This is a genomic window from Serinicoccus sediminis, from assembly GCF_004153545.1.
GTDB lineage: Bacteria > Actinomycetota > Actinomycetes > Actinomycetales > Dermatophilaceae > Ornithinicoccus > Ornithinicoccus sediminis_A.
The window spans coordinates 149,520-162,989 of sequence record NZ_SDVA01000008.1 but is presented as its reverse complement, the minus strand read 5'-3'; the positions used below and the strand labels follow the sequence as shown (position 1 = coordinate 162,989).

9 protein-coding genes are annotated in these 13,470 nt (G+C 71.9%); 3 read left to right on the top strand and 6 right to left on the bottom strand.

All coding sequences use genetic code 11. From position 1 onward, the window contains the following. The first annotated feature begins 118 nt into the window (after positions 1–118). Positions 119–2,113 (top strand): DUF305 domain-containing protein, encoded by a 1,995-nt coding sequence (locus EUS26_RS09545; RefSeq protein WP_130013506.1) that lies wholly within the window; start codon positions 119–121, stop codon positions 2,111–2,113. A gap of 92 nt (positions 2,114–2,205) precedes the next feature. Here EUS26_RS09545 and EUS26_RS09540 read toward each other — a convergent pair whose 3' ends face one another. The 6 genes from EUS26_RS09540 to EUS26_RS09515 all read right to left on the bottom strand — a co-directional run bounded on the left by EUS26_RS09540 (position 2,206) and on the right by EUS26_RS09515 (position 9,936). Next, entirely contained in the window at positions 2,206–3,858 is a 1,653-nt protein-coding gene (locus EUS26_RS09540) for a thiamine pyrophosphate-binding protein (RefSeq protein ID WP_130013504.1), read from the bottom strand. A gap of 143 nt (positions 3,859–4,001) precedes the next feature. Continuing rightward, positions 4,002–4,802 (bottom strand): aldolase/citrate lyase family protein, encoded by an 801-nt coding sequence (locus tag EUS26_RS09535; protein WP_130013502.1) that lies wholly within the window; start codon positions 4,800–4,802, stop codon positions 4,002–4,004. Beyond that, entirely contained in the window at positions 4,787–5,572 is a 786-nt protein-coding gene (locus EUS26_RS09530; RefSeq protein ID WP_130013500.1) for a 2-keto-4-pentenoate hydratase, read from the bottom strand. The genes EUS26_RS09535 and EUS26_RS09530 overlap by 16 nt, the downstream gene beginning before the upstream one ends. A gap of 16 nt (positions 5,573–5,588) precedes the next feature. Next, entirely contained in the window at positions 5,589–6,755 is a 1,167-nt protein-coding gene (hpaD, locus tag EUS26_RS09525; RefSeq protein WP_130013498.1) for a 3,4-dihydroxyphenylacetate 2,3-dioxygenase, read from the bottom strand. A gap of 49 nt (positions 6,756–6,804) precedes the next feature. Beyond that, entirely contained in the window at positions 6,805–8,328 is a 1,524-nt protein-coding gene (gene hpaE, locus EUS26_RS09520) for a 5-carboxymethyl-2-hydroxymuconate semialdehyde dehydrogenase (RefSeq protein ID WP_130013496.1), read from the bottom strand. Positions 8,329–8,370: 42 nt separating this feature from the next. Beyond that, a complete protein-coding gene (locus tag EUS26_RS09515) occupies positions 8,371–9,936 on the bottom strand; it encodes a fumarylacetoacetate hydrolase family protein (protein ID WP_238148892.1) in 1,566 nt (521 codons plus the stop codon). Between the two features lie 176 nt (positions 9,937–10,112). Between EUS26_RS09515 and EUS26_RS09510 the strand changes: the two genes are divergently transcribed. After that, positions 10,113–12,011, top strand: a complete 1,899-nt coding sequence (locus EUS26_RS09510; protein WP_130013493.1) for an FAD-binding monooxygenase — start codon at positions 10,113–10,115, stop codon at positions 12,009–12,011. A 49-nt stretch (positions 12,012–12,060) separates the two neighbouring features. Next, positions 12,061–13,467 (top strand): AI-2E family transporter, encoded by a 1,407-nt coding sequence (locus tag EUS26_RS09505; RefSeq protein ID WP_130013491.1) that lies wholly within the window; start codon positions 12,061–12,063, stop codon positions 13,465–13,467. The last annotated feature ends 3 nt before the right edge of the window (positions 13,468–13,470 follow it).

Below are 13,470 nucleotides of genomic sequence, written 5' to 3'. Positions count from 1 at the left end.
GTCAGCGCTTCCACCAGGTCCGTAAAGGTTGTCCCAAGTTTGGTGGTTCACCCTCGGCTTCCCCGACGTCACCCCCCTAGGGTCGAAGGATCCCCGAAACCACTGGAGGTTGGCTGTCATGGGCGACACCACGAACCGGACCAGACGTCTGCTGCGCACGGCGGCGACGGCGGTCTTCGCGACGACCCTCAGCGTCGCGTACCTACCGGGAGCGGTCCAAGCCGACCCCGACGACATCGAGACCAGCGACAACATGACGCTGCTGAGCAACACCCCGAAGCAGGCGCCGCTGGAGGGCTTCAACTCCGACATCGCCTTCTGGGGCGACTACGCCTTCCAGGGCAACTACGACGGCTTCCGCATCTGGGACATCTCCAAGCCCAAGGACCCCGAGCTCGTCACCCAGGTGCTGTGCCCCGGCGGCCAGGGCGACGTGTCCGTCTCCGAGGACGGCTCACTGCTCTTCATGTCGGTCGACTCCCCCCGGTCCGACGACAGCTGCTCCAGCACATCCGGCAGCATCCTCAGCCCGGACTCCTGGGAGGGGATGCGCATCTTCGACATCTCCGACCTGGAGAGCCCCGACTACGTCAAGGCCGTGCGCACCGACTGCGGCTCGCACACGCACACCCTCATCCCGGGCGAGGACGAGGGCACCAACTACCTCTACGTCTCCTCCTACGGCCCCAACTCCCGCTTCCCCAACTGCCAGCCCCCGCACGACGGGATCTCGGTCGTCGAGGTGCCGACGGACGACCCGGCCTCGGCCGCGGTGGTCTCCGAGCCGGTGCTCTTCCCGGACGGCGGCAACCCCCGCACGAGCGGCTGCCACGACATCACGGCCTACCCCGAGCGGGACCTGGCCGCCGGCGCCTGCATGGGCGACGGCATCCTCATGGACATCTCGGACCCGGTGAACCCCGAGGTGGTCGAGCGGGTGCAGGACTCCAACTTCGCGTTCTGGCACTCGGCCACCTTCAACGACGACGGCTCGAAGGTGATCTTCACCGACGAGCTCGGCGGCGGTGGCGCGGCCACCTGCAACGAGGCGGTGGGGCCCAACCGCGGCGCCAACGCGATCTTCGACATCGCCTACGGCGACACCGCGTCGCTGGACTTCCGCAGCTACTACAAGATCCCCCGCTACCAGGAGGACACGGAGAACTGCGTCGCGCACAACGGCTCGATCATCCCGGTCGTCAAGGGTGACGTCATGGTGCAGGCGTGGTACCAGGGCGGCGTCTCGGTGTTCGACTTCACCGACTCCGACAACCCCGAGGAGATCGCCTACTTCGACCGCGGTCCGATCGACGACGACAACCTCGTCCTCGGTGGCTCCTGGTCGGCGTACTACTACAACGGGCACATCTACTCCAGCGACATCACGCAGGGGCTGGACGTGCTCAAGGTGCGCGGCACCAAGGGTGACAACCGGGTGAAGATGGACTTCCTCAACGCCCAGACGCAGTACGAGTCGACCCCGGGACGCTCCGGCTCCCGCCCGGGGAACGCCCCCGGTCTCGACGGCAAGGACGTCACCTCCGCGGTCGTCCCCGCCGCCCCGGGCGCGAGCGCTCAGGTCGTCCCGGCGCCGCAGGCCGAGCGCATGGTCGCGCAGAGCCGCCAGGACATGGCCGACCACTCCGACCACGACGCGATGTTCATGTCGATGATGGTGCCGCACCACTACCAGGCGATCCTCATGGCGCAGCTCGCCGAGGACCGGATGGCCGACCCGCAGCTCGCGGCGCTGGCCGACCGGATGCTCCTGGAGCAGCAGCTGGAGATCGACGTCATGCAGGGCTGGCAGGGCGCCAACGGACACCCGGTCACCGACGAGGTGGCGGCCTACGAGCGCATGCTCGCCGACCCCGCCATGCGTGAGCAGATGGGTATGGCCTCGCCCGAGCAGATGCAGCAGCTCGCCGAGGCGGAGGGCGCCGCCTTCGACGCCCTCTTCGTCGAGCTCATGGTCCCCCACCACGAGGGCGCCATCGACATGGCCGTCGAGGAGATCATCTTCGGCTCGGACGTCACCGTGCAGCAGCTGGCGACCGACATGATGGTCACCCAGAGCGTGCAGATCGACCAGATGCAGCGCCTGGCCGGCTGACGGCACGAGCAAGGGCCCGGCACCTCACGGTGCCGGGCCCTTCGTGCTGCCCGGGGCATGCCCCGGGGCCGGCTCCCGCGAGCCCGGCCGCCTCAGCTGTTCACCCGGATGATCTCCTCCTGGTAGGGCGCGACGACGTCGCGGGACACCCGGCAGTCGAGGACCAGGAACGGGCGCTCGTCGGCCGGCTGCGCCGCCCAGTCGGCGAGCTGGTCGAGGTCGTCCAGGCTCCGCACGACGACGCCCCGGGCGCCCACACCGGAGGCCAGCGCGGCGAAGTCGACCTCCGGGATGAGCATCGGCGCGAGCGCCAGCCCCTGCAGCCCGTAGAGGTTGACCTCGGCGCCGTAGGCCCCGTCGTTCCACACCACCGCCATCCCGGACCCGCCGGCGACGCGCACCGCCGACTCCAGGTCGGCGAGGGCCATGAGCCCACCCCCGTCCCCAGTGGTGAGCACGACCGTCGCCTCCGGGCGGGCCAGGGAGGCGCCGAGCACCGAGGGCCAGCCCAGCCCGATCGACTGGAAGGCCGTGCCCACCATGATCATCCGGTCGGGCGCCGCCACCGGCCAGTACATGTTCGCCCACCCGATGAAGTGCCCGCCGTCGGAGACGACGACCCGGTCCTGCGGCAGCAGCTCGCCGATCCGGACCGCCACCGACCGCGGGTCCAGCCGGCCGTCGGGCGCGAGGTCCTCCCCGGGGTGGTAGGCGCGCAGCTCGGCGACGGGGACGGACTCGCGCCAGGCGCCGGGCACGTGGCCGAGCTCGGAGAGCTGCTCGGTGACCGCCCGCGCCACGAGGGCCGCGTCGCCCTGGACGTAGCCCCCGACGTGAGGGTGCGTGGCGGCCGGCGCGACGTCGACCTGGAAGATGCGGGTGCCGGGCGCCAGCAGCGCCCCGAAGCGCATCGTGAACTGGTTGAGCGAGGCGCCGAAGACGACCGCGACGTCGGCCTCGCGGACGAGGTCCATCGCACCCTCGGCACCCCAGCCACCGGCCACCCCCAGGTCGTACTCCGCCCGGGGGAAGATGTTGCGCCCCAGCGAGGTGGTGGCGGTCACCGCGCCGGTGGCGTCGGCGAGGTCCCCCAACGCCTCCCCCGCGCCGGCCAGCCACGCCCCGCGCCCGGCGAGCAGCAACGGCCGCTGCGCCCCGGCCAGGGCGGTGGCGATCTCCGTGATGGAGCCGGCGGCGAAGTCGCCGACGGGCTCCCGGGGCGCCGGGGTCAGCGGGGCGGGCACCTCGGGCACCGGCCCGGCCTCGAGGCGGGCGACGTCGTAGGGCACCGCCAGCACGGTGGGCACCCGGTAGGTGAGGGCGTGCTCGATGGCGATGACCGTGGTCGCCGCGGCGTCGGTCCGCCCGACCGTGTAGGTGCGGGCGCCGACCGCGGAGGCCAGCGCGATCTGGTCGACGTCCCAGGGGCGCGGGCCGGAGGTCGGGCCGTCGCCGACGACGAGGACGAGCGGCACCTTGGCCTGCACCGCCTCGGCCAGCGCCGTGAGCGTGTTGGTGAAGCCGGCGCCGTAGGTCGAGGTCGCCGCGGCGATCCGCCCGCAGGCCCGGTGGTGGGCGTCCGCCGCCACGACTCCCCCGGCCTCGTGGCGGACCGCGGTGAACTGCACGTCGCTCGAGCGCTCGAGGGCGTCGAGGACGTGCGCGTTGCCGTTGCCCATGACCCCGAAGACGTGGTCGACGTGGCGGGCCAGGGTGTGGGCGACGTGGGCGGAGACGGTGGGCATACGAGCTTCCTCTGCTGGAGACATGACGGGATCGAGGCCGTATGTGTCTCTCGCGCCGGGCGCGACTCCGTGCTCCTTTTTCGAGCACCGGCGCGCAGCGGCGCCGGACCCCTCGACTATAGGTGCTGGCGGCAGGCGGGACGTCAGGACCGGTCGGTGTCCTCCCCGGCGGAGCCGATGAAGCGCGTGGCCAGCGCCTCCGACCCGCGGGCGAGGAGCGCCACGTCGGCGCCGACGAGGACGAAGGAGGCGCCCTGCTCGAGGTAGGCGTCCGCCACGGCCGGGTCGAAGGCGTTGACGCCCACGGGGGTGCCCGCTGCCCGGACCGCGTCGAAGGTCCGGAGCACGGCGGCCCGCACGTCCGGGTGCGTCTGCTGCCCCAGCACGCCCATGGACGCCGCCAGGTCGCTGGGCCCGACGAAGACCCCGTCGACGCCGTCGACCGCCCCGATCTCGGCCGCCGCCTCGACGGCGGCCTCGGACTCGATCTGCACGAGCAGCGAGACGTGCTCCTCGGCCTGCTGGAGGTAGCCCTCGACGCGGTTCCACCGCGCCGAGCGGCCGAGGGCCGAGCCCACGCCCCGCCTGCCGCGCGGCGGGTAGCGGACCGCCGCGACGGCGTCGGCGGCCTCCTGCGCGCTGTCGACCATGGGCACGAGGATGGTCTGCGCGCCGAGGTCGAGGACCTGCTTGATGAGCACCGGGTCGGCGGAGGGGACGCGGACGACCGGCACGACGGGGTATGCCGCCACCGCCTGCAGCTGCGCGAGCACCGACTCCAGGCCGTTGGGGGCGTGCTCCATGTCGATGAGCAGCCAGTCCAGGCCGGAGCCGGCGGCGATCTCGGCGACCAGCGGCGAGCCCGAGCTGACCCACATCCCGACCATCGGCCGGTCCAGGGAGGCCAGCACGTCGCGGAAGGTCGGCGTCAGACGAAGCGGCACGTGACGGTCCCCATCTCGCGGTAGTCGCAGTGCACGTCGTCCCCCCGGGAGACCCACATCGGCCGGGTGAACGACCCGGCCAGGATGATCTCGCCGGCCTCCAGCCGGGCGCCGTGCTGGTGGAACTTGTTGGCCAGCCAGGCCACCCCGGTGGCGGGGTGCCCGAGGACACCCGCGGCCACGCCGGTCTCCTCGACCTCCCCGTTGCGGGACAGCACCCCGGGGACCCAGCGCAGGTCGATCTCGTCCGGGCGCCGGCGCTCCTCGCCGAGCACCATCGCGCCGTAGGCGGCGTTGTCGCTGATGGTGTCGACGATGGTGCGACCCTCGAGCTCGATGTGCGAGTTGAGGACCTCCAGCGCCGGGACGGCGTAGTCGATGGCGTCGAGCGCCTGCTCGAGGGTGCAGTCCGGCCCGGACAGCGGCCGCGCGAGGACGAACGCGAGCTCGACCTCGATGCGGACGTTGGAGAAGTCGTCCACCGGGATCTCGGCGCCGGAGGCGTGGACGGTGTCGTCGAACATGACGCCGTAGTCCGGCTCGCTGATCCCCGTGGCCTGCTGCATCGCCTTGGAGGTCAGCCCGATCTTGCGGCCCACCAGGCGGCGGCCGGCGGCGAGGTTCTGGTCGCGCCACACGCCCTGGATGGCGTAGGAGTCCTCGATGGTCGCCTCGGGGTAGCGCGCGGTGATCCGTGGGATCACCGAGTGCGTCCGGTCCGCCTCGGCCAGCTCCTCGGCGATCGTGGCGATCTGCTCGGGTGTCAGCATCCGTGGTCCTCCCTCGTCACAGCTGGTGCCCCAGCTTGTACTCGCCCTTCTTCCACTCGGGCATCTCCTCGTCCTCGTCCCGGCGGGTGTAGGAGAACCCGTCGGCACCGATGGTGACGCCCATCTCGGAGTCGTCGGTGCGCTCGACCACCGGTTGCGGGTTGCCGTCGAGGTCGAGCACGAGGGAGGCCTCGGTGTACCACGAGGGCACCACCGGGTTGCCCCACCAGTCCCGGCGCTGGTTGTCGTGGACGTCCCAGGTGATGACGGGGTTGTCCGGGTCGCCGGTGTAGTAGTCCTGGGTGTAGATCTCGACCCGGTGCCCGTCGGGGTCGCGCAGGTAGAGGTAGAAGGCGTTGGACACCCCGTGCCGGCCCGGTCCGCGCTCGATGGCGTCCGAGCGGCGCAGCGCCCCGAGCTTGTCGCAGATCGCCAGGATGTTGTGCTTCTCGTGCGTGGAGAAGGCGACGTGGTGCATCCGCGGACCGTCGCCGCCGGTCATGGCGGTGTCGTGGACGGTCGGCTTGCGCCGCATCCACGCGGCATACACCGTCCCCGCGTCGTCCTGGATGTCCTCGGTGACGCGGAAACCCAGGTCCTGCATGAACTTGGTGGCGCGGGGCACGTCGGGCGTCACCTGGTTGAAGTGGTCCAGGCGCACCAGCGCACCGGGGGTGTAGAGGTCGTAGCGCCAGGCCAGGCGCTCCACGTGCTCGACGTCGTGGAAGAACTCGTAGGGGAAACCCAGCGGGTCGGTGACGCGGACCGAGTCGCCGACCCCCTTCGTGAAGCCCTCGGCCCGCCGCTCGACGCGGCACCCCAGCTCGGTGTAGAACGCCACCGCCTTGTCCAGGTCCTCGGGGCTGCGCACCCGGTAGGAGAACGCCGCCACGGCGGCCACCGGCCCCTGGCGCAGGACGAGGTTGTGGTGGATGAACTCCTCGATCGAGCGGAGGTAGACGGTGGAGTCGTCCTCCTCGGTGACGGTCAGGCCGAGCACGTCCACGTAGAAGTCGCGGGACGCAGCCAGGTCGGTGACGACGATCTCCATATAGGCGCAGCGCAGGATGTCCGGAGCCGGCACCGACGGGGTCGGCACCGGGTCGTCGGTGTGGATGGGTGCCTCCTGGGAGACGTAGTAGCCCGAGGAGGTGAGGGTCTTGTCGATGTGCCTGTCGCTCATGTCGCGTCCTTGCGAGGTCGGGGTGGTCGGGGCTGCTCGGGGTGGGCGGTCAGCGGTCGGCCGGGTCGTGCTTGCCGAAGGTCGGGTGGTGGGCCCCACCGAGGGTGATGTGCACGGCCTGCTGGTCGGTGTAGAAGTCGATGGACCGGTAGCCGCCCTCGTGCCCCAGGCCGGAGGCCTTGACGCCGCCGAAGGGGGTGCGCAGGTCGCGGACGTTGTTGGAGTTGAGCCACACCATGCCCGCCTCCACGCTCTGGGCGAAGGTGTGCGCGCGGCGCAGGTCGTTGGTCCAGATGTAGGCGGCCAGGCCGTACCTCACCCCGTTGGCCAGCTCGAGCGCCTCCTCCTCGGTGTCGAAGGGGGTGATCGCCACCACCGGCCCGAAGATCTCCTCCTGGAAGATCCGGGCGTCACGGGGGACGTCGACGAAGACCGTCGGGGCGACGAAGTTGCCGCTCTCGAAGCCCTCGGGCCGGCCGCCGCCGGCGACCAACCGGCCCTCGCCGCGGCCGATCTCGATGTAGCTCATCACCTTGTCGAAGTGCTCGGGGTGGACCAGCGCGCCGACCTCGGTGCGCTCGTCGTGGGGGTGCCCCACGACGACGCGCCGGGCCTGAGCGGCATACCGCTCGACGAACTCGCCGTAGACCTCGCGCTGCACGAGGATCCGGCTGCCGGCGGTGCACCGCTCCCCGTTGAGGGAGAAGACGCCGAAGATGGTCGCGTCGATCGCGGCGTCGAGGTCGGCGTCGGCGAAGACGACGGCCGGCGACTTGCCGCCCAGCTCCATCGACAGACCCTTCAGGTGGGGAGCCGCGTTGGCGAAGATGAGCTGCCCGGTGCGGCTCTCGCCGGTGAAGGAGATGAGCGGCACGTCCGGGTGCTTGACCAGGGCGTCCCCGGCCTCCTCCCCGAGACCGTTGACCAGGTTGAAGACCCCCGGCGGCACCCCCGCCTCCTCGAAGATCCCTGCCCACAGCGAGGCCGACAGCGGGGTGAACTCGGCCGGCTTCAGCACCACCGTGTTGCCCGTCGCCAGCGCCGGGCCCAGCTTCCAGGACTCCAGCATGAACGGCGTGTTCCAGGGGGTGATGAGGCCGGCCACCCCGATGGGCTTGCGGTTGACGTAGTTCACCTGGCGCCCGGGCACCTTGTAGGTGTCGTCGGCCTGGGCCACCACCAGGTCGGCGAAGAACCGGAAGTTCTCCGCGGCCCGGCGGGCCTGGCCGAGCGCCTGGGTGATCGGCAGCCCGGAGTCGAAGGACTCCAGCTCCGCGAGCCGGGTGTCCCGGGACTCGACGATGTCCGCGACCCGGTGCAGGATGCGGCTGCGCTCGCGCGGCAGCATCCCCGGCCACGGTCCCTCGGTGAACGCCCGTCGGGCGGCGGCGACCGCACGGTCGACGTCCGCCTGCGTGCCGGCCGCCGCGCTGAGGTACGTCTCGTTCGAGACGGGGTCGAGCACCTCGAAGGTCGCGCCGTCCACGGAGTCGACGAGCTCGCCGTCGATGTAGTGCTGGATGCGCTCGGGCAGGTCGGCGGGGCGGTGCCCCGCGCCGGTGGGGTCGGTCATCATGCTCCTCCTGGGGTGGTCGGTGTCTGCGTCATCGGGTGCTCAGCCCTGCTCCTGCAGCCAGGTGTCGTAGCGGGCTCGCCAGTCGGGGTTCATCGGGAAGAGCCCGTCGACGGGATGGCCCTCCGCGACCCGTTCGGCGATCCAGGCGTCCTCGGCCTCCTTGGCGAGCGCGGCGTCGACGACCTCCTCGGCCAGGCCGGGCGGGATGACGACCACGCCGTCGGCGTCACCGACGAGGATGTCACCGGGCTGCACGGTGGTGCCGCCGCAGGCGATCGTGAGGTCGTGGTCCCAGGGGACGTGGCGGCGGCCGAGGACCGCGGGGTGGGCCCCGGCGCTGTAGACGGGGATGCCGACCGCGGCGACGGCGTCGTGGTCGCGCACCCCGCCGTCGGTGACGATGCCGGCCGCACCGTTGGCGTGGGCCCGGATGGCGAGGATGTCCCCGAGGGTCCCGGAGCCGGCCTCGCCGCGGGCCTCGATGACGATGACCTCGCCCTCGCCCACGGCGTCGAAGGCGCGCTTCTGTGCGTTGTAGCCCCCGCCGTGGCTGCGGAAGAGGTCCTCGCGGTTGGGCACGAAGCGCAGGGTGCGGGCCACTCCGACGAGCTTGGCGCCAGGGTGCAGCGGCTGGACGCCGTCGATGGTGACGTTGTCGAGGCCGCGCTGCCGCAGCTGCTGCGACAGCCCGGCGACGGGCACCTGCAGGAGCCGCTCGCGCAGGTCCGGGTCCAGGGCCGGGCGCGTCGCGACCTGGTGCTCGGGGGCGTCGATGGAGGAGGTGTCCTCCGCCGGCAGGCCGGCCGCCTCCCGGGAGCCCCACGCCTCCGCGCGCTGGGTGTCGTCGACCGCGGGCAGTGAGCCCAGCTCGGGGTCGAACCCGCCCTCCCCCTGGACCACCGTGGTGACGAGCCGCCCGCTGGTGGGTGCGCCCTCGGCGGTGGGGGCGTCCACCTCGACCTCCACGACGTCACCGGGGGCGAGGACCGAGGAGCCGGCAGGGGTGCCCGTGAGGATGACGTCCCCGGTCTCCAGGGTGAGGTGCTGGGCGAGGTCGGCGACGATCTGCGGCAGCGAGAAGATCAACCCCGCGGTGGTGTCGTCCTGCACCAGCTCGTCGTTGACCCAGGTACGCACCCTGAGTGCAGCGGGGTCGACGAGCCGCGCGTCGACGAGCCCCGGTCCGACCGGGGTGTACCCGTCGCGGCCCTTGGAGCGGGTGTTGGACCCCTTGTCGTTGGCGCGGAGGTCGTAGAGGCCGAGGTCGTTGGCGGCGGTCACCCAGCCCACGTGCGACCACGCCTCCTCCTCGGTGACGTGCCGCGCGGGCCGGCCGATGACGAGAGCCACCTCGCCCTCGAAGGCGAGCAGCTCGGTCCCGGCCGGGCGCTCCACGGTGCCCTGCGTGGGCGCCACGGAGCTGGACGGCTTGAGGAAGTAGGACGGTGCCTCCGGACGGCGACCGCGCTGGTCTGCCCGTGAGCCGTAGCTCAGGTGGACGGCGATGATCTTGCCGGGCCGGCCCGGCAGGGCGGCGAAGCGCGGGTCCGGGTCCCCCGTCCGGTCTCCGCCACCAGCGCCGGACGCGGTCTGGTCTGCCGACATCGGAGCTCCCTCGCTCATCATCATGGCTAGACCGTAGCCCGACGTCGCGCCGTCGCCGAACCGTGGGCCGGACGCGTCCGAGGGCCCGGTCCGTGCCTCGACCTCCCGTGCGATGCTGACATCCCGTACCCCGACGGCGTCCATCCGTCACCCGGTCGACGAAGGAGTCACCACCCATGCAGTTCCACCACCACGGCTACGTCTCGGGCGACCCGCGCGTGCAGGAGGCGGCGGGCACCGGGGTGGACCGGCCTGCGGACCTGCCGGACGTGACCGACGTGCTGCTCGTGGGGTCCGGGCCGGCGGGCATGCTGCTCGCGGCGCAGCTCTCGCAGTTCCCCCAGGTGTCCACCCGGATCATCGAGCGGCGGGAGGGCCGGCTGCCGCTAGGGCAGGCGGACGGCATCCAGCCGCGCAGCGTCGAGACCTTCCAGGCCTTCGGGTTCGCCGAACGCATCGTCGCGGAGGCCTACAACATCGCCTACATGAACTTCTGGGGCCCCGACCCCGAGCACCCGGAGAACATCGTCCGCACCGCCCGGACCGAGGACTACGCGTTCAAGATCAGCGAGTTCCCGCACCTCATCGTCAACCAGGCCCGCGTGCTCGACTACTTCGCCGAGGCCGCGCGCAACGGCCCCGGCCGGATCGTCCCGGACTACGGCGTCGAGTTCCTCGGGCTGACGGTGCACGAGGAGGGCGAGCACCCCGTCGAGGTGCGGCTCCGCCACGTCGCCGGCGACCGGGAGGGCGAGGAGCGCACGGTCCGGGCGAGGTATGTCGTGGGCTGCGACGGCGCGCGCAGCGGCGTGCGCGAGGCGATCGGGCGGCGGCATACCGGGAAGTCGGCCGCCCACGCCTGGGGCGTGATGGACGTGCTCGTCAACACCGACTTCCCCGACTGGCGCACCAAGTGCGCGATCAACGCGGAGGCGGGCAACATCCTGCACATCCCACGCGAGGGGGGCTACCTCAGCCGGATGTACATCGACCTCGGTGAGTCCCCGGAGGACCCCGACCACGCGATCCGGCGCACCCCCATCGAGGACATCATCCGTCGGGCCAACGAGATCCTGCACCCCTACTCGATCGACGTGAAGCAGGTCGCCTGGCACAGCGTCTACGAGGTCGGCCACCGGGTCACCGACAAGTTCGACGACGTGCCCGAGGGCGTCGACCGGGCGCCCCGCGTCTTCCTCACCGGGGACGCCTGCCACACGCACAGCGCCAAGGCCGGCCAGGGCATGAACGTCTCGATGCAGGACGGCTTCAACCTGGGGTGGAAGCTCGGCCACGTGCTCACCGGGCTCAGCCCCGAGTCGCTGCTCGCGACCTACTCCGCCGAGCGGCAACCGGTCGCGCAGCAGCTCATCGACTTCGACCGCGAGTGGTCCTCCCTCATGGCGCGCAAGCCGCAGGACATCTCCGACCCCTCCGAGCTGGCCACCTTCTACCTCGGCACCGCCGAGTTCCCCTCCGGCTTCATGACGCAGTACGCGCCCTCCACCCTCGTCGCGGACACCGGCCACCAGAGCCTCGCCGAGGGGTTCCCGCTCGGCAAGCGCCTCAAGTCCGCCGAGGTGGTCCGGGTGTGCGACGGCAACGCCGTGCACCTGGGGCACCACGCGCGGGCGGACGGGCGGTGGCGCATCTACGCGTTCGCCGACGCGCCCGCCGCCGGCGAGGCCTCGGCGCTCTCCGACTGGGCCGCGTGGGTGGCGTCGTCGGAGTCCCCGGTCTCCCGGTTCACGCCGGAGGGGGCCGACCCGGACGCCGTGTTCGACGTCAAGGTGGTCTACCAGCAGGCCTACGAGGACGTCGACCTCGGTCAGGTCCCGGAGGTGTTCCTCCCCCGGAGCGGGCCGCTGGGCCTCACCGACTGGGAGAAGGTCTTCGCCGCGGCGCCCAGCGCCTGGACGGACACCGACATCTTCGTCGAGCGGGGCCTGTCCCGGGAGGGCGTGGTCGTCGTCGTGCGGCCGGACCAGTACGTCTCGGCCGTCTTCCCGCTCACCGCCACGCAGGAGCTGGGTGCGTACTTCGAGAGCAACATGCGGGTGCGGACCACGGGCTGACCGGCCCCTGACGCTGCCGCGGACCGGTGTCGAACCTATGCTGCAGGACATGCCCACCCACGACCTTCCGCACGAGGCGCGCGCCGCCGCCTCGCTCGACGTCCAGGCCGAGGAGCCGGCCGCCGAGCCGGGTCACCGGCCACCCACCGTGCCCGGGAGCCACCGGCGGCCCGACGGGCCACCGGCACCGACGACCAACGTCGGCGTCGACCGCATCCGGGTCATCGGGGACGGCTTCAGGTTCGTCACCGCGTGGTCGCTGCGTCTCATCATCGTGGCGGTGGCCCTGTGGCTGCTCTGGTGGATCCTCGAGAAGGTCTGGTTCGGTGTCCTGCCGATCCTGCTCGCCCTCATCGTCGCGACGGTCCTGGCTCCCGTCGTCGCGCTCGGGCGACGGATCGGGCTCCCGTCGAGCCTGGCGACCGTCCTCACCCTGCTGCTGTCCCTCGCCGTGCTCGCCGGGGTGGTCGCCGGTCTCGTCCCGTCCATCGCCACCCAGTCCCGGGAGATCTTCCAGCAGGCGAGAGAGGGCGTCGGCCAGGTCCGCAGCTGGATCAGCGGACCCCCGCTCAACCTGGACGACGCGCAGGTCGACGAGTACCTCAACTCCGGGGTCTCCTGGATCCAGGAGCGCAGCAGCGAGACCGCCGGCGCGGTCGCCTCCGGTCTCGGTGCGGTGGGGTCCGCCCTCGTGACCCTGGCCCTCATGCTCGTGCTGCTCTTCTTCTTCCTCAAGGACGGCCCGCAGTTCCTCCCCTGGGTACGTCGCACCACCGGGCGCACGGTCGGGCGGCACCTCACCGAGGTGCTGAGCCGCATGTGGGGCACCCTCGGCGGCTTCATCCGCACCCAGGCCATCGTCAGCGCCGCCGACGCCGTCCTCATCGGCGCCGGGCTGCTCATCCTCCAGGTGCCGCTCGCGCTCACGCTGGCGGTGCTCACCTTCCTCGGCGGCTTCATCCCCATCGTGGGCGCGGTCGTCGCCGGCGGCATCGCCGTCCTCGTCGCGCTCGTCACCCAAGGGCTCACCAGCGCGCTCATCGTCCTGGGCCTCGTCCTCCTGGTGCAGCAGATCGAGGGCAACGTGCTGCAGCCGATGCTGCAGGGCCGCAGCATGCAGATGCACCCCGGCATCGTCCTGCTGGCGGTCGCCGGCGGCAGCACGCTCTTCGGCATCATCGGAGCGTTCCTCGCTGTCCCCTTCGCGGCGACCTTCGTCGTGGGCCTGCGCTACCTCAGCGAGCAGGTGGACCTACGCAGCGGCGACATCGGTGCCGCCGAGCTCCCCTTCGTCACGCCGGAGGGCTACGTCGCCGCGGCCCAGGCGGAGTATGCTGCCACCGCCGCCCGCGAGGCGGAGCAGACCGCCATGGCTGCCGCGGCCCAGGGCACCGTCGCCTCGGCGGTCCCGCGCGAGCGGCCGGGCTTCGTCGGCTGGCTCCTCGGCCGGCACTGACCG